The sequence below is a fragment of the Micromonospora sp. NPDC005710 genome, from assembly GCF_040630995.1.
Taxonomy (GTDB): Bacteria; Actinomycetota; Actinomycetes; order Mycobacteriales; family Micromonosporaceae; genus Micromonospora.
In genome coordinates, this window is record NZ_JBEXYP010000002.1 from 362,410 (window position 1) to 384,795 (window position 22,386).

19 protein-coding genes are annotated in these 22,386 nt (G+C 72.5%); 10 read left to right on the forward strand and 9 right to left on the reverse strand.

The features are described 5' to 3' along the window. The first annotated feature begins 158 nt into the window (after window positions 1-158). The 7 genes from ABZ406_RS03995 (at window position 159) to ABZ406_RS04025 (ending at window position 9,398) form a co-directional block, all read left to right on the forward strand. Window positions 159-764 (forward strand): TetR/AcrR family transcriptional regulator, encoded by a 606-nt coding sequence (locus ABZ406_RS03995; RefSeq protein WP_357755834.1) that lies wholly within the window; start codon window positions 159-161, stop codon window positions 762-764. A 37-nt stretch (window positions 765-801) separates the two neighbouring features. Beyond that, entirely contained in the window at window positions 802-1,599 is a 798-nt protein-coding gene (locus ABZ406_RS04000; RefSeq protein WP_357755835.1) for a TIGR03084 family metal-binding protein, read from the forward strand. Next, complete coding sequence (locus tag ABZ406_RS04005; protein ID WP_357755836.1) at window positions 1,596-3,260, forward strand: acyclic terpene utilization AtuA family protein; 1,665 nt, start codon at window positions 1,596-1,598, stop codon at window positions 3,258-3,260. Before ABZ406_RS04000 ends, ABZ406_RS04005 begins: the two co-directional genes overlap by 4 nt. A 37-nt stretch (window positions 3,261-3,297) precedes the next feature. Then, window positions 3,298-4,494, forward strand: a complete 1,197-nt coding sequence (locus tag ABZ406_RS04010) for an acyl-CoA dehydrogenase family protein (protein WP_357755837.1) — start codon at window positions 3,298-3,300, stop codon at window positions 4,492-4,494. Between the two features lie 114 nt (window positions 4,495-4,608). Next, complete coding sequence (locus ABZ406_RS04015; RefSeq protein WP_357755838.1) at window positions 4,609-6,210, forward strand: carboxyl transferase domain-containing protein; 1,602 nt, start codon at window positions 4,609-4,611, stop codon at window positions 6,208-6,210. Between the two features lie 12 nt (window positions 6,211-6,222). Next, window positions 6,223-8,220, forward strand: coding sequence for a biotin carboxylase N-terminal domain-containing protein (locus tag ABZ406_RS04020; protein ID WP_357755839.1), 1,998 nt, complete (start codon window positions 6,223-6,225; stop codon window positions 8,218-8,220). Next, window positions 8,217-9,398, forward strand: coding sequence for an acyl-CoA dehydrogenase (locus ABZ406_RS04025; RefSeq protein WP_357755840.1), 1,182 nt, complete (start codon window positions 8,217-8,219; stop codon window positions 9,396-9,398). Before ABZ406_RS04020 ends, ABZ406_RS04025 begins: the two co-directional genes overlap by 4 nt. 116 nt (window positions 9,399-9,514) lie before the next feature. On the opposite strand, the gene ABZ406_RS04030 is transcribed toward ABZ406_RS04025, so the two are convergent. Together ABZ406_RS04030 and ABZ406_RS04035 are read right to left on the reverse strand one after the other, a co-directional pair. After that, window positions 9,515-10,720 (reverse strand): hypothetical protein, encoded by a 1,206-nt coding sequence (locus ABZ406_RS04030; RefSeq protein ID WP_357755841.1) that lies wholly within the window; start codon window positions 10,718-10,720, stop codon window positions 9,515-9,517. Then, window positions 10,717-11,658 (reverse strand): transporter substrate-binding domain-containing protein, encoded by a 942-nt coding sequence (locus ABZ406_RS04035; protein WP_357755842.1) that lies wholly within the window; start codon window positions 11,656-11,658, stop codon window positions 10,717-10,719. The genes ABZ406_RS04030 and ABZ406_RS04035 overlap by 4 nt, the downstream gene beginning before the upstream one ends. Before the next feature lie 168 nt (window positions 11,659-11,826). On the opposite strand from ABZ406_RS04035, the gene ABZ406_RS04040 reads away from it, so the two are divergent. Then, a complete protein-coding gene (locus ABZ406_RS04040) occupies window positions 11,827-12,168 on the forward strand; it encodes a hypothetical protein (RefSeq protein ID WP_357755843.1) in 342 nt (113 codons plus the stop codon). On the opposite strand, the gene ABZ406_RS04045 is transcribed toward ABZ406_RS04040, so the two are convergent. The 7 genes from ABZ406_RS04045 to ABZ406_RS04075 form a co-directional block, all read right to left on the reverse strand. Continuing rightward, the gene (locus ABZ406_RS04045; RefSeq protein WP_357755844.1) at window positions 12,155-13,651 is read right to left on the reverse strand and encodes a serine/threonine-protein kinase; all 1,497 of its coding nucleotides are present in this window, start codon (window positions 13,649-13,651) and stop codon (window positions 12,155-12,157) included. The two genes, ABZ406_RS04040 and ABZ406_RS04045, sit on opposite strands and share 14 nt — an antisense overlap. Before the next feature lie 30 nt (window positions 13,652-13,681). Then, a complete protein-coding gene (locus ABZ406_RS04050) occupies window positions 13,682-14,185 on the reverse strand; it encodes a hypothetical protein (RefSeq protein WP_357755845.1) in 504 nt (167 codons plus the stop codon). Between the two features lie 183 nt (window positions 14,186-14,368). Then, a complete protein-coding gene (locus ABZ406_RS04055) occupies window positions 14,369-18,034 on the reverse strand; it encodes an adenylate/guanylate cyclase domain-containing protein (RefSeq protein ID WP_357755846.1) in 3,666 nt (1,221 codons plus the stop codon). Beyond that, entirely contained in the window at window positions 18,031-18,867 is an 837-nt protein-coding gene (locus ABZ406_RS04060) for an MBL fold metallo-hydrolase (protein WP_357755847.1), read from the reverse strand. The genes ABZ406_RS04055 and ABZ406_RS04060 overlap by 4 nt, the downstream gene beginning before the upstream one ends. Window positions 18,868-18,990: 123 nt before the next feature. After that, on the reverse strand, window positions 18,991-19,452 hold the full coding sequence (locus ABZ406_RS04065; RefSeq protein WP_357755848.1) for a RidA family protein: 462 nt from the start codon (window positions 19,450-19,452) through the stop codon (window positions 18,991-18,993). A 55-nt stretch (window positions 19,453-19,507) separates the two neighbouring features. After that, window positions 19,508-19,663, reverse strand: a complete 156-nt coding sequence (locus tag ABZ406_RS04070; RefSeq protein ID WP_007466198.1) for a DUF4177 domain-containing protein — start codon at window positions 19,661-19,663, stop codon at window positions 19,508-19,510. 44 nt (window positions 19,664-19,707) lie between these two features. Continuing rightward, window positions 19,708-20,190, reverse strand: coding sequence for a hypothetical protein (locus ABZ406_RS04075; RefSeq protein WP_357755849.1), 483 nt, complete (start codon window positions 20,188-20,190; stop codon window positions 19,708-19,710). Between the two features lie 671 nt (window positions 20,191-20,861). On the opposite strand from ABZ406_RS04075, the gene ABZ406_RS04080 reads away from it, so the two are divergent. Beyond that, a complete protein-coding gene (locus tag ABZ406_RS04080) occupies window positions 20,862-21,380 on the forward strand; it encodes a hypothetical protein (RefSeq protein WP_357755924.1) in 519 nt (172 codons plus the stop codon). Window positions 21,381-21,406: 26 nt separating this feature from the next. Next, a complete protein-coding gene (locus ABZ406_RS04085; protein ID WP_357755850.1) occupies window positions 21,407-22,384 on the forward strand; it encodes an ArsA-related P-loop ATPase in 978 nt (325 codons plus the stop codon). Window positions 22,385-22,386 lie beyond the last annotated feature (2 nt).

Below are 22,386 nucleotides of genomic sequence, written 5' to 3' on the forward strand. Positions count from 1 at the left end.
CGGTCGACGGGCGATTCGTTTGTGACATCAGCTCCATAGCGCGACCAACCACCCAAGCCCACTCCCCGGCGCCGTCCCACCGCAGGCCCACCCGAGCGCTGCGGGGCCCAGAAAAAGTCAGTCTTGACTGTTTGTTTCGTAGCGCTCAGGCTGTCCTCGTGCCCCCCGCATCGACACGCATCCCTCAGCAGGAGCGCAGCCGCGCCACCCAGGCCCGGCTGCTGGAGGCGACTGTCGACTGCCTGATCGAGCACGGCTGGTCCGGCACCACCACCACTGTCGTTGCGGCGCGCGCCGGAGTGTCGCGAGGGGCCCAGCTGCACCACTACCCGACGAAGGCGGCGCTGGTGACGGCCGCCGTGGCCCATCTGGCCGAGCGGCGGGCCGACGAGCTGCGCACCGAGGCCGAGGCACTGCCGGCCGGCCCACAACGGTTGGACCGGGTCGTCGACCTGCTCGCCGCGGCGTTCACCGGGCCGCTGTTCGTGGCCGCGCTCGAACTCTGGGTCGCCGCCCGCACCGATCGGGAGCTCCGGGACGCGCTGGTGCCGCTGGAAGCGACAGTCGGGCGGGAGATGCACCGGCTCACCGTTGCCCTGCTCGGTGTCGACGAACGTCGACCCGGCGTCCGCGAGGCAGTGCAGGCCACGCTCGACCTGCTGCGTGGGCTCGGGGTGGCCAACCTGCTCAGCGACGACTCCGCCCGGCGCGCCGCCCTGTTGGCCACCTGGAAGCGCCAGCTCGCCACCCTGCTCACGCCCTGACCGCCGGCCGCACCGGCCACCACCGACCGGAGGCACCATGGTCGACCTCAGCGACCTGCTCACGGACCTGGCCGACGAGTCCGCCCAGTTGGACGCCCTGGTGGCGCCGTTGCCCACCGCCGACTGGGCGAGGCCGACCCCCGCGCCGGGCTGGAGCATCGGACACCAGATCGCCCACCTCGCCTGGACCGACCACGTCGCGCTGTTGGCCGCCACCGACCCCGAGGCGTTCTACGCGACGGTGACCGGCGCGCCGGACGTGACCCGCCTCGTCGACGTCGGCGCCGAGGAGTTCCTCGCCCCGCCGACCGAACTGCTCGCCCGCTGGCGGGCGGGCCGAACCGCACTCGTCGACGCACTGGCCGCCGTTCCGGCCGGCGGAAAACTGCCCTGGTACGGCACCCGGATGTCGCCCATCTCGATGGCGACCGCCCGGATCATGGAGACCTGGGCACACGGCGCGGACGTGGCCGACGCCCTCGGTGTGGTCCGTCCCGACAGCGACCGGCTTCGGCACGTGGCGCACCTGGGCGTACGTACTCTCGGGCACGGCTTCGCCGCGCACGGCCGGGAGGCACCGACGGCACCGGTCCGGGTCGAGCTGGTCGGGCCGGGCGGCGACACCTGGAGCTGGGGCCCGGCGGACGCCGCCGACCGGGTCACCGGCCCAGCTCGGGACTTCTGCCAACTGGTCACCCAACGCCGGCACCGCGCGGACCTCGCTCTGGTCGCCACCGGGCCGGTCGCCGACGAGTGGCTCGACGTGGCACAGGCATTCGCCGGGCCGCCCGGCGACGGCCGGCAGCCGACCGGCCGGAACGGGGTACGGGCGTGATCCGCGTCGGCAACGCCTCCGGCTTCTACGGTGACCGGTTCACCGCCTGGCAGGAGATGCTCGACGGCGGTGAGCTGGACGTGCTCACCGGCGACTACCTCGCCGAGTTGACCATGCTGATCCTGGCCCGGGACCGCCTCCGCGACCCCGATCTGGGTTACGCGAAGACGTTCCTGCGGCAACTGGAGACCTGCCTCGGCACCGCCCTCGACCGAGGGGTGCGGATCGTCACGAACGCCGGCGGGTTGAACCCGGCCGGACTGGCCACCGCCATCGAGAAGCTCGCCGCCCGGCTCGGCCTGCCGGCCCGGATCGGGTACGTCGAGGGCGACACGATCCAACGGCCGGACGCGTTGAGCGCGAACGCCTATCTCGGCGCGTTCGGGATCGCCGCCTGCCTCGAGGATGGCGCGGACGTGGTGGTCACCGGCCGGGTCACCGACGCGTCGCTCGTGGTCGGTCCGGCCATCGCCCGGTACGGGTGGGGCCGCGACGACCTCGACGAGCTGGCCGGGGCCACCGTGGCGGGGCACCTCGTCGAGTGCGGCGCCCAGGTCACCGGCGGCAACTTCAGCTTCTTCATCGAACTGCCGGACGGAGGGCACCGGCCCGGTTTCCCGATCGCCGAGGTGCACCCCGACGGCTCATCGGTGCTCACCAAGCATCCGGGCACCGGCGGGGCGGTCACCGTGGAGACGGTCACCGCGCAACTGCTCTACGAGATCGGCGGGCCCGCGTACCTGGGGCCGGACGTCGTCACCCGACTGGACACGGTGACGCTGCACCCCGACGGACCGGACCGGGTCCGGGTCTCCGGCGTCCGGGGCACGGCGCCCCCGGCCACGCTCAAGGTGGGCGTCAACAACCTCGGCGGCTTCCGCAACTCGATGACGTTCGTCCTCTGCGGTCTGCACATCGAGGCGAAGGCGGCCCTGGTCCGGGGGCAGGTGGAGGAGTCGGTGGGCAAGGACGGGCTGGAATTCACACTGGCCCGCACCGACCACGAGGACGCCGCCGACACTGAGACGGCAAGCGCCCTGCTGCACGTACACCTGCGTGACGGCGACAAGACGCGGGCCGGGCGGGCGTTCTCGGCCGCCGCTGTGGAACTGGCCCTGGCCTCGTACCCGGGCTGCACGCTCACCACACTGCCCGGCGACGCGACACCGTACGGCGTCTTCACCGCCGACGCCGTGCCGCAGGGCGCGGTGGCGCACGTCGCGGTGCTGCCCGGCGGCGAACGGGTGCCCATCGCCCCGCCGATCCGCACCGCCCCCACCGTGCGGGACGAGCCGGCCCCGGGCGGCGAGGCGGCGGGCTCCGGCCCGACCCGGCGCGGGGCGCTCGGCGAGGTGGTCGGCGCGCGCTCCGGAGACAAGGGCGGGGACGCCAACCTCGGTGTCTGGGCGCGTTCCGACGAGGGGTACGCGTGGCTGCGGCAGTGGCTGACCGTCGAGCGGTTGGGCGAACTGCTGCCGGAGACCGCCTCGTTGTCGGTGCGGCGCTACGAGCTGTCGAACCTGCGAGCGGTCAACTTCGTGATCGAGGGTCTGCTCGGCGCGGGGGTGGCCGCGTCCACCCGGTTCGACCCGCAGGCCAAGGCCCTCGGTGAGTTGCTGCGCGCCCGGATCGTCGACCTACCCGTCGAGGTGTTGGCATGACCGCGCGGAGTGCGCCGTCCCGGCCGGAGGTGCTGCCGTGAGCATCGTGGACACTCCTGAGCGCCGCCAGCTCCGTGAGCTGACCAGGGCGTTCGTGACCCGTGAGGTGCTGCCGCACCTGGACGACTGGGAGCGGGCCGGTGAGGTGCCGCGGGCGCTGCACGCGACCGCGGCGAAGCTCGGCCTGCTCGGCATCGGCTTCCCGGAGTCGGTGGGTGGCAGCGGCGGTGACCTGCTCGACTCGATCATCGTGACCGAGGAGCTGATCCGCTCCGGCGGCTCGTCCGGGCTGGTGGCGGCCCTGTTCACGCACGGGATCGCACTGCCGCACATGGTCGCGGCGGCGGGTGCCCGCACCGGCGGCTCGCTGGGCGGTCGGCTCGGCGGCACCGCGGCACCGGCCGATGACAGCCTCATCGAACGGTACGTCCGGCCCACCCTGTCCGGCACGATGATCGGCGCGCTCGGCATAACCGAGCCGGACGGCGGTTCGGACGTGGCTGGCATCCGCACCACCGCCCGCCGCGACGGCGACCACTACGTGGTGAACGGGACGAAGACGTACATCACCAGCGGCCACCGGGCCGACTTCGTGACCACAGCGGTGTGTACCGACTTCCCCGGCAGCGGCGAACTCACCCTGCTGGTCATCGACAAGGGCTCTCCCGGGTTCACCGTCGGGCGCCGGTTGGAGAAGCTGGGCTGGCACTGCTCGGACACCGCCGAGCTGTCCTTCACTGACGTCCGGGTGCCGGTAGGCAACCGGATCGGCGCGGAGAACACCGGCTTTCTGGCGATCATGCAGCACTTCGCGGCGGAACGCCTCTCGCTGGCGACCCAGGCGTACGCGACAGCGCAGCGCTGTGTCGAGTTGACGGTGCGCTGGTGCCGGGATCGGGAGACCTTCGGACGTCCGCTGGCCAGTCGACAGTTGATCCGGCACCGGTTGGCCGAGATGCACACGCGGACGGAGGCGGCCCGGTCGTACGTGCACACGGTCGCGGCTCGGGTCGCGGCCGGCGAACCGGTGGTGACCGAGGTGGCGATGGCCAAGAACGTGGCGGTGGCCGCCTGCGACCACGTCGTCGACCAGGCGTTGCAGCTGCACGGTGGCTTTGGCTACCTGCGCGACGCCGAGGTCGAGCGGCACTACCGCGACGCGCGGATCCTCGGCATCGGCGGCGGCACCACCGAGATCATGAACGAGATCATCGCGAAAGGCATTGGGCTGTGAGCGCGAGGAGTGAGCCGGTTTTGCGAGCCCCGCAGTCGCGAACGAAGGAGTCGCTGTGAGCGCGAGGAGTGAGCCGGTTTTGCGAGCCCCGCAGTCGCGAACGAAGGAGTCGCTGTGAGCATCCTGGACAGTGCTGTCGACCCGACGGCGCCCGGACACCTGGCGAACCGGGAGGCGTTGCTGGAGCGGCTGGCCGAGTTGGACGCCGCGTTGGACCAGGCACGGGCGGGTGGTGGCGAGAAGTACGTGACGCGGCATCACGCCCGCGGCAAGCTGCTCCCCCGGGAGCGGATCGAGCTGCTGGTGGACGCCGACAGCCCGTTCCTGGAGCTGTCGCCGGTCGCCGCGTACGGCTCGGACTTCCCGGTCGGGGCCAGCGTGGTCACCGGCATCGGGGTGGTCGAGGGCGTGGAGTGCCTGATCGTCGCGAACGACCCGACGGTACGCGGTGGGGCGGTCAACCCGTGGTCGCTGGCGAAGACCCGGCGGGCCGGCGAGATCGCCCTGGCCAACCGGCTGCCCATGGTCAATTTGGTCGAGTCGGCCGGGGCGGATCTGCCCACCCAGGCGGAGATATTCATTCCCGGTGGTCGGGTGTTCCGTGACCTCACCCGACTCTCGGCGGCCGGCATTCCGACTGTGAGCGTGGTCTTCGGCAACGCCACGGCCGGTGGCGCGTACGTGCCGGGGATGTCGGATCACGTGATCATGATTAGGGACCGGTCGCAGGTCTACCTGGCCGGTCCGCCGCTGGTGAAGATGGCGACCGGTGAGGTCACCGACGACGAGTCGCTTGGTGGCGCGGCGATGCACGCCGGCACGTCGGGGCTGGCCGACCATCTGGCCGTCGACGAACGGGACGGCATCCGGCTGGCCCGGCAGTGCGTCCGCCGGTTGAACTGGCGTAAGCAGGGCCCGTCGCCGCGTACGGCGGTGCCGCAGCCGCCGAAGTACGACCCGGAGGAGTTGCTCGGCATCACGAGCGCCGACCTGAAGGTGCCGTTCGACCCTCGGGAGGTGCTGGCCCGGGTTCTGGACGGCAGCGACTTCGACGAGTTCAAGCCGGCGTACGGGGATGCGCTGGTGACCGGTTGGGGTGAGCTGCACGGGTACCCGGTGGGTGTGCTGGCCAACGCCCGGGGGGTGCTGTTCAGCGCGGAGGCGCAGAAGGCGGCCCAGTTCATCCAGCTCGCGAACGCCTCGGACACCCCGTTGATCTTCTTGCAGAACACCACCGGCTACATGGTCGGCACCGAGTACGAGCAGCGCGGCATCATCAAGCACGGCGCCCTGATGATCAACGCGGTGTCGAACTCGACGGTGCCGCACCTGACGGTGAACCTGGGGGCGTCGTACGGGGCCGGCAACTACGGCATGTGCGGTAGGGCGTACGAGCCGAGGTTCCTGTTCACCTGGCCGAACGCGAAGTCGGCGGTGATGGGCCCGGCGCAGCTCGCCGGGGTGCTGTCGATAGTGGCCCGGCAGGCGGCTGCCGCAAGGGGGCGTGACTACGACGAGGACTCCGACGCGGCGATGCGAATGATGGTCGAGCAGCAGATCGAGTCGCAGTCCGGTGCGCTCTTCCTCTCCGGCCGGCTCTACGACGACGGGGTGATCGACCCCCGGGACACGCGGACCGTCCTCGGGCTCTGCCTCTCGGCGATCCACAACGGACCGGTGAAGGGCGCCGACGGCTTCGGCGTCTTCCGGATGTAGAGAGGGCCACCCATGATCAACAGATTGCTCGTGGCCAACCGGGGCGAGATCGCCCGCCGGGTCTTCGCCACCTGCCGCGCGATGGGCGTGGAGACGGTCGCCGTGCACTCCGACGCGGACGCCGACGCGCCGTTCGTGGGCGAGGCCGACCAGGCGGTCCGGTTGCCCGGTGTCACGCCCGCCGACACGTACCTGCGGATCGACCTCATCCTGGACGCGGCCCGGCGCAGCGGCGCGGACGCCGTGCACCCCGGCTACGGGTTCCTCGCCGAGAACGCCGAGTTCGCGGCGGCGGTGACCGACGCCGGCCTGACCTGGGTCGGGCCGGCGGCGACTGTGATCGCCGCGATGGGCGACAAGCTGGCGGCGAAGGCGCTGCTCGCCGATGCGGGCGTGCCGATGCTGCCGAGTTGGACCGACACCGGCGGGATCACTGACTTCCCGGTGCTGGTGAAGGCTTCCGCCGGTGGCGGTGGCCGGGGCATGCGAATCGTGCGGACCGCCGACGACCTGGCCGAGGCGGTCGCCTCCGCGCGCCGCGAGGCCGCTGCCGCGTTCGGCGACGGCACTGTCTTCATCGAGCGGTACGTCGAGCGCGGCCGGCACGTCGAGGTGCAGATCCTCGGCGACTCGCACGGCACGGTGGCTGCCCTCGGGTTGCGGGACTGCTCGGTCCAGCGCCGACACCAAAAGATCATCGAGGAGGCCCCCGGGGTGGTTCCGGGGGACCTGCGCGCGGCGCTGCACGAGGCGGCAGTGTCCGCCGGACGTGCAGTCGACTACGTGGGCGCCGGCACCGTGGAGTTCCTCCTGGCCCCGAGCGGTGAGTTCTTCTTCCTGGAGATGAACACCCGTTTGCAGGTGGAGCACCCGGTCACCGAGCTGACCGTCCCCGTCGAGCTCGACCTGGTCCGGTGGCAACTTCTCGTCGCCGAGGGTGCGCCGCTTCCAGAGGGCCTGCACGAGCCCGGCGTACGCGGCTATGCGATCGAGGTGCGCCTGTGCGCCGAGGACCCCGCGCAGGGCTGGCGACCCGCGACAGGCGTGCTGCACCGGTTCACGATCCCGGGGGTGGACAGGCGGTTCGGTGGCCTCCAGCGGGCCGGTCTGCGGCTGGACTCCGGCGTCGAAACGGGCTCCGAGGTGAGCGTGCACTACGACTCCATGCTCGCCAAGCTGATCGCCTGGGCGCCGACCCGGTCCGAGGCGGCCCGGGCACTGGCGGGCGCACTGACCCGGGCCGAGGTGCACGGGGTGGCCACCAACCGGGACCTGCTGGTCCGGGTGCTGCGCAGCCAGGAGTTCGCGGCGGCGGAGATCGACACCGGTTTCCTGGACCGGCACCCGGAGGTCTTCGTCCCGCTCCTCCCCGCCGATCAGGTTCCAGTCACCGCCCTCGCCGCCGCGCTGGCGGGCGCCGCACACCGCCGGGCGACCGCACCGGTGCTTGCCGGGCTCCCCTCCGGCTGGCGCAACGTGCCAGCCGTCCCGCAGGTCAGTCGCTTCGTCGGGGCGGACGGCGACGAGATCGAGATCCGCTACCGGCTGGACCGGACCGGCCGGCTCGCCGACTGGTCCAGCGCGTCCACCGGCGAGGACCCCGGCGCACCCACAGTGGCGCTGGTCGACGCCACCCCGGCCCGGGTGGTGCTCGACGTCGACGGGGTTCGCCGCGCGTACCGCGTACACCGTGCGGGGTCGGCTGTGTTCGTGGACGGCCCGGACGGGGCGGCGAGCCTGGCCGAGCCGCCGCGTCTCCCGCTGCCCACCGCGGCGGTGGCGGCCGGGTCGCTGCTCGCGCCGCTGCCCGGTGCGGTGACCCGTTTGCACGTCCAGGTCGGCCAGCGGGTCACCGCGGGCGAGCCGCTGCTCACACTGGAAGCGATGAAGCTGGAACATCCCGTGCTCGCCCCGATCGACGGCGTGGTGGCCGAGTTGCCGGTGCCGACCGGCGGTCAGGTGCAGACGGGCGCCGTGCTGGCCGTTATCGACGAAGAGGACGCCCGATGACCTTCGATCTCACCCCTGAGCAGGACCAACTGCGCGACGCCGTGCGGGCGCTCGGCCGCCGGTACGGTCACTCCTACTTCGTAGCGAAAGCGAAATCGGGGGAGCACACCACCGAACTCTGGGCGGAGGCCGGCCAGCTCGGCTACCTGGGGGTCAACATCCCCACCGAGTACGGCGGCGGGGGCGGCGGCATCACCGAGCTCGCCATCGTCTGCGAGGAGTTGGCGGCGGCGGGTTGCCCGTTGCTGCTGCTGGTGGTCTCCCCCGCCATCGCGGCGACAGTCCTCAGCCGGCACGGCACCGAGGAGCAGCGCAAGCGCCACCTGCCCGGCCTCGCCGACGGCTCGCAGAAGATCGTCTTCGCGATCACCGAGCCGGAGGCCGGCTCGAACTTCCACCGGCTCGGCACCGTGGCCCGCCGCGACGGCGACGGCTGGGTGCTCAACGGCCGCAAGTGCTACATCTCCGGTGTCGACGAGGCCGGTCACGTGCTCGTGGTGGCACGTGTCGCCGTCGATGACGGCTCAGCGGATGCATCTGCGCAGAAGTTGAAGCCGGCGCTGTTCCTCGTGCCGACCGACGCGGCCGGGCTGACCCGGTCCAAGCTGGACATGGAGATCGTGTCTCCGGAGAACCAGTTCCTTCTCTACCTGGACGACGTGCGGGTGCCCGCCGACGCGCTGCTCGGTGAGTCCCTGGACGCCGGACTGCCGGCGCTCTTCGCCGGGCTCAACCCGGAGCGGATCACGGTGGCCGCGATGGGCGCCGGCACCGGCCGGTACGCCATCGAACGGGCCAGTGACTACACCGCCACCCGCAAGGTCTGGGGTGGTCGGAGCATCGGCTCCCACCAGGGGGTGTCGCATCCGCTGGCGCACGCGGCGGTGCAGGTGGAACTGGCCCGCCTCATGATCCAGAAGGCGGCCACCCTGTACGACGCCGGCCGCGACCTGGAGGCCGGGGTGTCCGGAAACATGGCCAAGTACGCGGCCGGGGAGGCCGCCGCACTCGCCGTGGACACCGCCGTCCAGGTGCTCGGCGGTGCCGGCATGACCACCGAGTACGGGGTGGCGACACTGCTCGGCGCGGTCCGGGCGGGTCGGATCGCCCCGGTCAGCCGCGAGATGATCCTCAACTTCGTGGCCCAACACGTCCTGGGCCAGGACAAGTCCTACTGACGCCCGTCCGTCCCGCCGGCCTGCTGCTAGATCGACTCGGTCTCCTTGAAGTCGGGGGGTCCACGGATCAATCACCCCCCGACTTCCTGAAAACCGAGTCGATCTGGCCGCCGTCGTCAGGCTGGAGCACGGCAGGCGGCGTCGATGCGGTGGACCGGGCGGACCCGGCGACCCATGCCCTCCAACAGGGAATCCTCGACGTGGAAGTCGTGAATGCGCAGTTGGTGCCGGGGTAGCTCCTCCTCGCTCGGGCAGAGCACCTGGGCGCGGACCAGACCGACAGGGACGTACCGGACACCGCCCTGCTCCTGAAGGATCACCATGTTGACGTCGTCGGTGGTGACCACGTGCCCGCGTACGTCCTCCGTGGGCCCTCTCTCCGGGCCCACAGTGGTGACGGTGAGCGGCAACACCGGGGTGCTGATCACCGGCACCGCCGCCCAGACCAGGGTGGCCAGCACCGCGACCTCGGTCACCGACGCCAGCGGCCTGATCACCATGCCCGGCAGCGGCCCAGCGATGAACAGGGCCAGCAGCGGAGGCACCACGATGAGCGCCAGCACCAGCCACTCGTCGCCCTGCTGCATCGCCTCGCGCAGCGTGGGCAGCATCAGCCAGCCGTACCCGGTGAGCAGTACGCCGATCAGCAACAGTCGAGGCACGACCCGCTCGTGCAGCCGCCCAGGGCGCAGTTGGAACGCGGCCACGAACGCCGGCAGCAGCAGCGGAAGGTAGAGCAACGGCCAGGTGATCAGGGCGAGCAGGAAGCTGGCCAGCACCACCCAGGCCGGGGTGATGTCGGCCCAGCGGGCGAAGAGCGGGCGGCGACGGGCCCCCGGCGGGAGCCGATCCGCGCTGACCGCCAACACCGCGCCGAGCGCGAAGACGGCGACCAGGCCGGTGGAGAGCAGTCGGGCCGCCGTGGTCAGGAAGCCGGCGAGCAGGTTGACCGGCCCGACGTTGGCCACCAGCAGCAGCGTGGTCTGGAGTTCACCACCGGCCTCGACGCCGAGGCGGAGCACCGAGAAGATCGCGGGTACGCCCACCACGGCGGTCCAGAACGACTGGCTGGCCCGGGCGCGTCGCTCGGCCGGATCCCAGCGCACCCGTCCCGGCTCGACATCGGCGACGACCGGCTCGGCCGGCTCGGGCACCGGCACTGCGGCCGGCCAGGCAACCTCATTCCCCGAACCGGCCGCTGGGCGGTCGGCAGCCGGTGCCTCGGCCATACCGTCGATTGTCGGGTCGGCGCCGACGGGCACTGACGTGCGGGGCGGCGGGACCGGCCCGTCGCCGCCGGTGGCGGTCGGCGCCGCGCTCACTTCGCGGGCGCCTTGTCGTCGAAGTCGACAAGCTTCGGCACCTCCAGCGGCTGCGGCTGGCGCTTCTCGGCCTTCAGCCACGGACCCAGGGTCCGGTTGTACGCGGTCTGCCAGGGGGTCGCCTGGTCGTTACGCCCGTCCAGGTAGCTCTGCTGCAGGAAGAACGCGACCAGGTCGCGCAGCGCGGGGTCGCCGATCGGCACGCCGATGCCCAGCAACTCGCTGGTGCCGAAGGGCATGTCGACGATCTCGAACTCCTTCGGGTGGCGGGCCAGGAAACCGGCGAGGATCGTCTCGTCGGAGCTGACCGCGTCGTAGCGGCCCGTCCGGATGCCGGCGACGCAGTCCCCGACGGTCTTCACGACCAGCGCCTTGACCTGGTGGCTGCCCAGTTCGGCCTCGGAGGTGGAGCCGCCACTCGTGCAGATCTTGTAATCCGGGTTGCGGAGGTCCTCGATGGTGCTGATCTTGCCTTTCAGCCGTGTTGGCACCATCACCTCCTGGGTGGTGACGAAGTACGGCCCGGCGAAGCTGACCACCTTCTTGCGTTCCTCGGTGATGGAGAAGCTCGACACCACGAGGTCGACGGTCCCGCCCTGGAGGGCGGGGATCCGTTCCTCGGTGGCCACCGGCACGAACTCCAGCCGCTGATCCCCCTCGTAGCCGAGGGACGCGGCGATGTACTTGGCGATCTCGACGTCGAAGCCGACCGGCTTGCCGTTGCGCAGCTCGCTCATCAACGGCTCGTTGGTGGCGACACCGACCCGCAGCTTCGACTGACCGTAGATGTGCGTCTCGCGCATCTTCTCCTGCACGGAGAGCAGGTCGGGTTCCTTTCTGCTGTCGCAGCCGGCGGCAGCGGCGAGTACGAGGGTGAGGGCGACGGCCAGCGTCGACGCGACCGAGCGGAGCCGGGGTTGCGAACTGCCTGAGTTCATTGGCGACCTCGCTGCCGGATGAGCCTGCGGGATACCGAGAGTAGCCGTTCCCGTCCAGTCTGTGTGGATGCCGTGGACAGTGCCGGGCCGGTCGCCCGGATCGACGTGAGTCGGCGCGGCGGTCGGCTCTACGGTTGACAGCCGGGCCCGTCACGACATGCTGGACGGGTGAGTCGACTGTCCAGACCCGATGCGCGCACGGTGGCGGTGCTCGCGGCGCTGGGAGCCCTTGCGCCGCTGGTCATGCTGGTCGTGTGGCGCCGACAGGATTTACTCGGCGTGGTTCTCGCGCTGCTCTGCGTGCTCCTGACGATGGTCGCCGGGGTGGCCGTCTCGGCAGCCCGTCAGGGCGACGACCCGGAACCGGCGGACCGGTCGGCAGCCGTCGGGCCGCCCGAGTTGATGCCGTACGGGATCGACGCGGACACCCTCGACGCCCTCGACAGCCGGGACGCGTTGCGTGCGGTGCGTGATCGTCGACGCGGGTCGGACGGGCTCAGCGGCCGGTGAGCGTCGGCGCGGTGAGTGCGTCCACTCCGCGTCCCGCCAGACACCGGTAGGCCCGGTCGATGCTCCCGTCGACGGGCGGTAGCACCTCGAGGTGCCAGCCGGTCGTCTGGGCGATCCCGGTCGTGAGGCGGAACGTGACGGCGCTGCACACCTGCCGCACCGGCTCCGCTGCGGCCACCTCGTCGTAGCCGGCGCCGACCAGCGACACCGGCAGGATGCCCTCGGCGTACGTCTCCCAGGTGTGTCGGCCGGTGCAGGACAGCCGGGCCGCTTCGGCGCGGCTGCCGCGGATCCGTACCGGGCCGAAGCACTCCAGCTCGGGCAGGCACCGGGCACCCTCGGGCAGCGCGGTGGGCGCGCCGGTGCCCGTCGCACAGCCGGGCAGTGGCCCGGTCGCCGGTGCGGCGATCTGGGTGGCCGACGGGTACGGGGCGGGTGGCGGCGCCCGGTCGGCGACCCAGGCCCCGACGGTCGCGGAGGCGGCCAGCGCGAGCACCCCGGCACCGCCGAAGAGCCAGCGCCGCCAACGTCTGACGGTGGGAGGAACCCGCTGGGTGTCCTCGACGGGCGGGCGGGGCACCGGCTTGGTGGCCGCGTACGGGCCGGCGAGCGTCGCGCCACCACTGACCGGAGCGCCGCTCACCGGCGCCGCCGGCGAGCCGAGGGGCAGGCTGCTGAGCATGTCGTGCAACTCGAGTGCGGTGGGACGCCCGGCCGGGTCGTTGGCCATGCCGGCGCGCAGCACGTCGATCAGCTCGTCCGGCACCCCGGGCAGGGCGGGCAGCGGCTGGGTGAACATCTCCAGCACTGTCACCAGGCTCGGATTGCGTTCGGACTGCCACCGTGGCGGTCGGCCGTGCATCACCGCGTAGAGGGTGGCGCAGAGCGCATACACGTCGACGGCCGGCGACGGTGGGCTGTGGCTGAACATCTCCGGCGGCGCGTACGCCGGGGTGAGCACCTCCAGGGTGACCGAGGCGTCCCGGTGCTCGGCGAGGACGGCGAGCCCGAAGTCGGCGAGCACCGCCGAGTTGAAGGGCGAGTAGAGGATGTTCGCCGGTTTGACGTCCCGGTGCAGCACCCCGGCGGCGTGCGAGTGGGCCAGCGCGTCCGCGATCTTGATGCCCAGGTCCCGGGCCTCCACCGGGCTCAGCGGCGAGGTGCGCATCCGTTCGGCGTACGAGCCGTCGCACAGCTCCATGATCAGGTAGGGGTGCTGGTCGACTGTGACGCCGACGTCGAACAGGTCCACGACGTGCGGGTGCGACGACATCCGGCCGGCCGCCCGCGCCTCGCGCAGGAAGCGGGCCTGGTCCCGCTCGCTGTCCAGCGTCCGGTTCTCCACCTTGACGGCGACTTCGCGGCCGACGGAGATCTGGGTGGCCTGGTAGACGGTCGCGTACCCGCCACGGGCAAAGACCCGCAAATCAGTCAGACCAGGCACGATCGGCACTGGCGGGCCGCCGGACGGGGTGTCGGTCACCGCTCGAAAATACCCAACCCGACCGATGGCTCAGCGCACCGCGTCCGCCGGAGCCGCACCGGTGGGACCGGTACCCTCCTCGGCGACCGCAGTCGTCCCGGTGCCGTCGGACGATTCGACGCCACCGGCCGGGGTGCCCCGGCGGGAGTCCAGGCGCAGACCGATGGCGGTGGCAACAGCTCCGAGCCCTTCCCACGCCGCCACCCCGAAGAACCGGTCGGGAGCGATGTCGGCAAGCACCGCGATGGTGAAGACGGTGAACGTGACAAGTCGGAAGACCACCGTGAACCGGTAGAACGCCCGCCACTCGGTCACCGTGGCGAGCAGGTAGTAGACGCCCATGTTGAAGGCCGCCATCGACGACGCCAGCAGGAACGTGCCGGTGTGGTCACCGACGGCTCGCGTCTCCGGCACCTCGAACCCGAGCATGCGCAGCTGCGCCTCCGGCCAGAGCAGACCGACCGCGCCCATCACCAGCGCCAACACGCCGAAGACCGCGATGGTCCAGCCCGCGATGGATCGCGGCAGCTTCATGAAGGGCCTCCCCAGGCACGGCGACGGTCACCACTGTGGACCCGATCGCGGTGCTGACACGCTAGCCCTTCACCCCGACCACCACATCCCCAGAACCGGCAAAACCTGCGCCCCCACCCCTGATGCCAGTTGATCAAGAGCTTTCGGTCACCGCCAGCCCGAATTCTGACCCGAACCTCTTGATCACCCCAGGAGGGCGGGGTTGGCGGTCAGGCGGGCGTGGAGGGCGTCGGCCGCGGCGCGTTCGCTGCGCTGCTCGGTGGCGTACGCCAGGCGGACCGCCTCCTCCGCGCAGGACAGCGCCTCCGCCGGATGCCCGCAGGCTGCCAGCGCCTCGGCCAGCACGCTCGCCGCGATCACCTGGCTGCGCACGTCCTCCGCCGGTGCGGTGACCGCGCGGCGAGCCCAGTCCAACGCCTGCTCCCGCTGACCGTGCGCGAGCAGCGCCGCAGCGTACTGGGCCATCGTCTGGCGACGGGAGAAGAGCAGCGACGGCGCGTTCGCGGCGGCCGTGGCCACCGGGGCGAGCAGCCCGACAGCGGTCGCCGAGTCACCGGCGGCGAGACGGGCGGTCGCCAGCAACACCCGGGGCGCCACCTGCGCCGGGGCCTGCGGATTGTGCGGCTCCACAGTGGTCAGCACCGCGCGGGCGACCCGCTCGGCCGTCTCCCGGTCGCCCATGTCCAACGCGACGAAGCCGCGCAGCGTGCCGGCCATCCCGGTGAGCAGCGGATGCGAGGTGCGCTCCGCGTACGCCAGGGCGTCGGTGAGCAGGTCCGCCGCGTGCTCCGGCTCGCCCAGCCCGCGCGCCACCACCGCCCGGACCACCAGGGCGAACCCGCGCCCCCAGTCGTCGGAGGCGGCGGCGAACTCCCGGTATGCCCGCCGAGCCTCCCGGTCCGCCTCGGCCAGGTCACCCAGCTCGGCCGTGGCGAACGCCGCCACCGCGCGCAACGTTCCCACCGCCCACGCCTCACCGACCCGCTCACCGAACGGCAGGAACACCTGCGCCATCCGACACGCCTCGCGCAGTCGGCCGGCGAGCAACCGGGCGAACGCTGTGGTGCCGCGCAGCCAGGCCCGCCCGTACGGGTCCTTCAACTCGGCGAAGAGTCGGGCCGCCCGGCCGAGCACCGCGTCGGTGCCGGCGAAGTCACCCCGGGTGGTGGTCACCCAGGCCAGGTTCTGCAGCGACCACGCCTGCCCGCGCCGGTCCTGCGCGCCGAGGCTGACCTGGTACGCGGCCGCCAACCTGCTGCTCGCCTGACTGAGCCGCCCCGCCACGAAGTCGGCCATGCCGAGCCGGCGCATCGCCGTGGCGCGCTGCGTGGGCAGCCGACCCTCGGTGGCCACCTGCAACGCCTCCTGCCAGGCGGTCACCGCCCGGCCCTGGTCGCCAAGGGTCTCCTGGGCCTGCCCCGCCAGCAGCAGGGCAGCGACCCGGGTGGCCTCGTCCCCCGCGTTAGCGGCGATCTTCTCGGCGTACGCCAGGGCGTCGGCGACCCGGCCGACCTGGAGCAAGGCCCTCGCGTGCACCACCCGATCGGCTGCCGGCATTCCGTCGCCTGCCAGTTCGCCGGCGCGCTCGGCGTACTCGACGGCCATCGCCGGCTCACCGGCGGAGAGCGACCGGCGGGCGGCCCGGCCGAGCGCGGCGACGCCGAGCGGAACCACCGCCCGGGCCGGCGCGTCCGGGCGCAGCTTCACCGCGTCGGCGAGGGTGGAGGCCCGCTCGACGTGCATCGCCACGAAGTCGTCGCGGGCCTCGTCGGTGAACCCGCCCACAGTGCTGACCGTTGCCTCGTCCGCCGGTGCCGCCCAGCGGGCCAGCGCGGCGTGCCGCTCAGCCAGCTCGGCCTTGCTCACCCCGGCGTACGCGGCCTCCCGCATCAGTGGTGTCGCGAACGAGTAGCCGGTACGCGAACGGTGCAGCATCCGGCGTTGCAGCAGCTCCTCGACCGCCCGGTCGAGTTCGACGGCGACCACCGCCGACGGCCGCCCGTCGCGCCCGCTGCGCTGCTCACGCATCGCCTCCAGCGCGCCGGTGGGCACCGTGTCACCGGTGACCGCCGCGTCGCGTAGCACCGACCGGGCGTCCGGCGGCAGGGCGTCGATGCGGGCCGCCAGCACGGCGGCGAGGTCCCGGGAGAGCAGCCGGCTGCCCAGCGAACCCGGCACCAACCGCCAACCGGCCGGCCCGCTCTGTTCCCGCTCGCCGGAGCCCTGCCGCTCCACGGCGGCACCCCGCACCGATGCGGCAGCGGCACCCCGCACCGATTCGGTGGTGAGCGCTCCCCGCTCGATCAGCAGGGTGACAAGCTCGGCCAGGTAGAACGGGTTGCCCTGCGCGGTGGCGAGCAACCGGTCGGCGTCGGCCTGCGGCAACTTGCCGCCCCCGAGGTAGCTGGTGAGCAGCCGGGCCGCGTCGGCACCGCGCAGCGGCGGCAACGAGTGCACCTCGGCGTCCGCGACCCGGGTCAGCGCCCCTGCGGTACGCACCAACTCGGGCCGGCCGAGCAGCAGCACGAGCACCGGGCCGGTGAGCCTGGACAGGGCCAACCCGAGGGCACTGATCGTCTCGGCTGTCGCATCGTGCAGGTCGTCCACCACGATCACCAGTGGCGCCTCCGAGGCGAGCCCGCTGAGCAGGTCGGCGACCGCGTTCGGCACCACGTCGGCGTCTGCGGGCGGGGTGCCCGAGCCACCCCACTCGCCGCCGTCGGTGCCGGCGTGCGCCGGGAGTTCGGCGTAGCCGAGCAGGGCGAGCAACTGCTCGATGGCGATCGGCGCGGTCTCCGTACCGGAACGGGCGAGCCGCTGCCCGAGCCGGCGCAGCCGCTCCTCGACCGCCGGGCGGGTCAGCGCGGTGGACGCGTCGCTGGGCAGACCGACTGCGGCCCGCACCAGGTCGGCCAGGGGCGCCAGCCGTCGCCGCTCCCCGAACGCGGCGCACCGCACCGAGAGCACCCGGGCCCCGGTGTGTGCGGCGTACCGGCCGGCTCCGACGTCGTACCCGGCGGCGAGGCGTTCCACCTCGGCGGCGAACCGGGACTTGCCGATACCCGCCTCGGCGGTCATCAGCAGCACCCGCGGGTCACCCTGGTCGATCACCTCGGCGAGCCGTCCGGCGATCCGGCCGATCTCGGTCTCCCGGCCGACGTACGGCGCTTCGTCGCCGAGCCCCGAGCGGGTGCCCGGCGCGTCCAGCAGACCCAGCAGCTCGTACGCCTCGACCGGTTCCCGTTTGCCCTTGAGCCGCAACGGGCGCAGCGCCCGCCAGGACGAGACGTGCCGGGTGGCCGCAGCGGTGCGCCCACCCCCGTAGACAGCCCCGACGGCGGCGGCGTCGGCGAGCCGGGCCGCGGTGTTCACGGTGTCGCCGATGACCGTGTACTCGATGGCGGCCTGGATGCCGGCGATGACGTCGCCGGTGTTCAGCCCGACCCGCAGCCCGAGCGGCGCGCCGCCGCCCCGCTCGTCGTCGAGCACCCGGCGGACGGCCCGTTGCATGGACAGAGCGGCCCGGACGGCGCGTTCGGCGTCGTCCTCGTGCGCCACCGGGGCACCGAAGACCGCCATGATGCCGTCACCGGTCAGCTTGTCGACGTGCCCGCCGAACGTCTTGACCGCGCCGGCGAGGGCGGCCAGCACCCGGTCGGTGACCGCGCCGACGCGTTCCGGATCGAGGTCCTCGGACCAGGAGGTGAATTCGGAGAGGTCACCGAAGAGAACGGTGACCACCCGACGCTCGGCCGCCGGCAACGTGGCGGCGGCCGGCAGCGCGGCGCCACAGTTGTGGCAGAACCGCGCGCCGGGAACGGCAACGGTTCCACACACGGGGCAGGTCACATGTGCTCCAACCCACTGACCCCGGGCGCGGATTCCCCGGTGTCGACGCCCAGATACTCCAACTGGGCACGGACCGACCATTCCGCCGCCCACCAGAGTGAGCGGTCCACGTCCGCGTAGACCGTCGCCACCACGTCGGCAGGGGTGTGGGCGCCGGCGGCGACCGCCGCCCGGACCTGGTCGAGCCGGGCCCGGCGGTGGGCGAGGTAGAAATCGGCGGCGGCGGCGCAGTCGGCGAGCGCCGGGCCGTGCCCCGGCAGCGCCGGAATCCCCCGGTACGCGGACAGCAGCTCCAGGCTTGTCAGGTAGTCACCGAGGTGACCGTCGGGGTGGGCGACAACCGTGGTGCCCCGGCCGAGGATCGTGTCACCGGTGAGCACCAGCCGCTCGTCGTCGTGCTCGACCAGGAAGCAGACCGAGTCGGCGGTGTGCCCGGGCGTCGGCACCAGAGTGATGTGCAGACCGACGTCGCCGAAGCGGTCACCAGGCCCGGTCAGCGGCTCGGCGCCGATGGTGTGCGCCGGGTCGACGGCACGGACGGGCACTCCGCCGAGCAGTTCGCTCAGGCGGGCGGCGCCCTCGGTGTGGTCGGGGTGGCCGTGCGTGATCAGGATCAGCCCGATCGGGCCGTGCTCGGCGATCCGGGTCAGGTGCCCGTCGTCGGCCGGCCCCGGATCGACCACGACGGCGTACTCGGCTGCCGGGGCGCGCAGCACCCAGGTGTTGGTGCCGTCGAGGGTCATCGGCCCCGGGTTCGGCGCACGCAGCAGTGAAACCCAGCGGGGCAACTCGTCGGCAAGCGCCGCCACCGCCCCCGTCACGTGCCCGCTCATGGCTGCGATCGTACGACCCCGCCCGCCACACCCCACGATCTTGCACCTGCCGCCCCTGATTCATCCCGGTTCAGGGCTTTCGTCAGTGCGGAAAGTGCAAGATCGCAGGGCGATGGTGACGCGTCAGGCGACCTCGACGATCAGCTCGATCTCCACCGGGGCGTCCAGGGGCAGCTCGGCCACGCCCACCGCGCTGCGGGCGTGGCGGCCGGCCTCGCCGAAGACCGTGCCGAACAGGTCGGAGGCCCCGTTGATCACGGCGGGTTGACCAGTGAAGCCGGGGGCGGAGGCCACGAACCCGGTCACCTTGACCACCTTGACCACGTTCTCCAGGCCGACAAGCGAGTCGACGGCGGCCAGGGCGTTGAGACCGCAGCGCTGGGCCAGATCCTTCGCCTGGTCCGCGGAGATCCCGGCGCCCACCTTGCCGGTCGCGAGCAGCTTGCCCTCGGCCATCGGCAGCTGGCCGGAAACGTACACGTGCTGCCCGGACTGCACGGCCGGGACGTAGCTGGCCACCGGCGGCACGACCTCGGGCAGGTCGAGACCGAGCTCGGCGAGCTTCGCGTGCGGACCGTTGCTCACCGCATCACCCCGATGTTCGCGACTGCGGGGCTCCGCTTCGCTGCACTCCTCGCGCTCACGCCTTGGGTCGCTTCAGGTAGGCGACCAGCTGGTCCGGATTCGGGCCGGGGACCACGGCGACGAGCTCCCACCCGTCCTCGCCCCAGTTGTCGAGGATCTGCTTGGTCGCGTGGACCAGCAGCGGGACCGTGGAGTATTCCCACTTCTGCATCGCTGAAGGGCTCCCTCTCGGTGCGGAATTGTTCGAGGGACAGCCTACGGTCCGCTGGCCGGACGAGGTACGGGACGCTGCTCCGGCGCGGCCGGCACCTCCCCGCAGCGCCCCTCGTGCTCGTACCCCTGGGGGCAGCGGGACCGGTCGGGCAGCAGCAGGTCACAGAAGACCCGGTGGCGGTTGTTCTGGTCGTCGGCGTTGGAGACGGTGGTCTCGCCGGCGTCCAGCTCGGGCAGGAAGCCCAGGGACACCGCGACCCGACCGGCCAGCACTGTCGCCGCCGCCAGATTCGGCACCCGGATCGGCAGGTGGATCACGAAACCCGGCTCGTCGTCCTCGCGGGTCCGCTCGGCGGGCTGGCTCGGCACCCGGGCCGTCTCCGACTGCTCCGGCGCCCGGCGGTACGACCGTTCGTTGATCGGCTGGTTGGTGACCTGCCCGCCGGCCTCGACCACGGACCCGGGCCGGCGGGGCCGGTCGTTCGTCGGGAACTGGGTGCGAGGGATGTTGTCCGCGTCGCGCATGCACTGCCTCCGGTCGTACCTCTCGGACCATGCTTCCGGCCCGGACCCATTCGTCCGTTCCGGCCCCCGCACGGGGACGAAGGTAGGTCTGCGGTGACGGTCCCGCCAACAGGACGCGCACAAGAGGTCACCAACAGTCACATATGCGACACACCGCAGGTCGGGGGCCCGACACCGGAACCGACGCTGGTACCACTCACCGGATTCCCGGGCCGCGCGGACGACAGGGGCGACACCTGACCTGTCATCGACCGCTACCCTTCCGGTCGGACGGTCGCGCTGCGCCCGGCCGCCCGCTCGATCACGCTCGGCGCCAGGGGTGGCGGCGGGCGCCGCACCCCTGGGGGAACGACATGACCCACCCGCCCAGCGGCGACCAGGCCGGCACACCCGCTCACCCGCCGACCCACCCGGACCCCGCCGGCCAGCCCGGCACCCCGGCCATCCCCAGCCAGCCAGCCCTCGCCCCGCCGCCCGGGCAGCTCGCTCTCCCCGCCTCCCCCGGCCAGCCGGCGCTCCCGGCCGCCCCCGGCCCACCGGCCTTCCCCGGCCAGCCGACCGGCCCCGAACCGACCTTCCCCGGGCAGCCCGGCGGTGTCGGACCGACCTTCCCCGGGCAGCCCGGCGGTGTCGGGCAGCCGGAGGGGCCCGGCGGCCCCGCCTCGGGCACCATGCCGGCGCAGCCGGGGGCCCCGATTCCGCCGCCCCCACCCGCCTACCCGGCCTACCAGGGCGCTGCCGAACCGAAGAAGAAGCGCGGCCTGCTGATCGCGGCGATCGCCCTGGTTGTGATCATGGTGCTCTGCGTGGGCGGCGGTGTGGTGGCCTTCCTGACCCTGCGCAACGCCGAGAACGGCGAGGGCGCCAAGGAGCCTGCGGTCGCCGTCGACGAGTTCCTCACCGCGGTCTACAAGGATCGCGACGCGACAAAGGCGGCCAGTCGGGTCTGCGCCGCCGCCCGCGACGAGGACAAGATCGCCGCGAAGGTGGCCGAGGTCGACAAGTACGCCTCCACCTACCAGAACCCGCGCTTCCGGTGGACCACCCCGAAGGTGGACAACCAGACCGGGGAACGGGCCACCGTCTCCACCCGGCTCACCATGACCACCGCCGACGAGAAGGTCGCCGACCAGGAGTTGCGCTTCACTGTGGTGCAGAAGACGGGTTGGTGGGTCTGCGAGGTCGCGTGACCGCCACGCCTGGATAGGCTCGACTGGTGTGTGCAGCTGAGCGCCCCATCGACCCGGCCGGCACCGGGTGGCCCGCCCGTCTCCACGTGGTGACCGGCAAGGGCGGCACCGGCAAGACCAGCATCGCGGCGGCGCTGGCCCTCGCGCTCGCCGCTGGTGGCCGGCGCACCCTGCTGGTCGAGGTCGAGGGACGGCAGGGCATCGCCCAACTGTTCGGCATCGACCCGCTGCCCTACGAAGAACGGCACCTCGCCGACGCCCCCGACGGCGGTGAGGTCCGCGCGCTCGCGGTGGACGCCGAGGAGGCGCTGCTCGAGTACCTGGACATGTTCTACAAACTGGGCGCGGCGGGGCGGGCACTGCGCAAGCTGGGTGCCATCGACTTCGCCACCACCATCGCGCCCGGGCTGCGGGACGTCCTGCTCACCGGCAAGGTGAAGGAGGCCACCACCCGCACCGTCGGGCAGCGGCGCGCGTACGACGCGGTGGTGCTGGACGCCCCGCCGACCGGACGGATCGGCCGGTTCCTCAACGTGACGGCGGAGACCGCCCGGCTGGCCAAGGTGGGCCCGATCAAGACCCAGAGCGAGGGGGTCGCCGCGTTGCTGCGGTCCCCGATGACGGCGGTGCACGTGGTCACGCTGCTGGAGGAGATGCCGATCCAGGAGACGGTGGACGCGATCGCCGACCTGACCGCGCTCGGCTTCGGCGTCGGGAAGGTGCTCGTCAACGGTGTCCGACCCCCGCTGTCCGCCGGGCCGGCGGTCACCGCCGCGGACTTGAGGCGCGGGCTGGTCGCGGCGGGGCTGCCGGCCGATCGGAACATCGTGGCCGGGTTGCACGACGAGGCACGTGACCAGCTCATCCGGCGCGAACTGGAGGATTCGCTCCGCGCCGACCTGGTGGAGTTGGGGCTGCCGATGATCGAGCTGCCGTTGCTGCCCGACGGGGTGGACCGGGCGGGGCTCGCGACGCTGGCCCGGGCCCTCGTTCGCGCCGATTGACT

Coding starts and splice junctions, on each gene's coding strand:
- ABZ406_RS04080 (WP_357755924.1), top strand. CDS start 20,862: ATGCCGGCGCAGCCGGGGGCCCCGATTCCGCCGCCCCCACCCGCCTAC.
- ABZ406_RS04000 (WP_357755835.1), top strand. CDS start 802: ATGGTCGACCTCAGCGACCTGCTCACGGACCTGGCCGACGAGTCCGCC.
- ABZ406_RS04060 (WP_357755847.1), bottom strand. CDS start 18,867: ATGAGCGGGCACGTGACGGGGGCGGTGGCGGCGCTTGCCGACGAGTTG.
- ABZ406_RS04035 (WP_357755842.1), bottom strand. CDS start 11,658: ATGAACTCAGGCAGTTCGCAACCCCGGCTCCGCTCGGTCGCGTCGACG.
- ABZ406_RS04070 (WP_007466198.1), bottom strand. CDS start 19,663: ATGCAGAAGTGGGAATACTCCACGGTCCCGCTGCTGGTCCACGCGACC.
- ABZ406_RS04020 (WP_357755839.1), top strand. CDS start 6,223: ATGATCAACAGATTGCTCGTGGCCAACCGGGGCGAGATCGCCCGCCGG.
- ABZ406_RS04050 (WP_357755845.1), bottom strand. CDS start 14,185: ATGAAGCTGCCGCGATCCATCGCGGGCTGGACCATCGCGGTCTTCGGC.
- ABZ406_RS04025 (WP_357755840.1), top strand. CDS start 8,217: ATGACCTTCGATCTCACCCCTGAGCAGGACCAACTGCGCGACGCCGTG.
- ABZ406_RS04075 (WP_357755849.1), bottom strand. CDS start 20,190: ATGCGCGACGCGGACAACATCCCTCGCACCCAGTTCCCGACGAACGAC.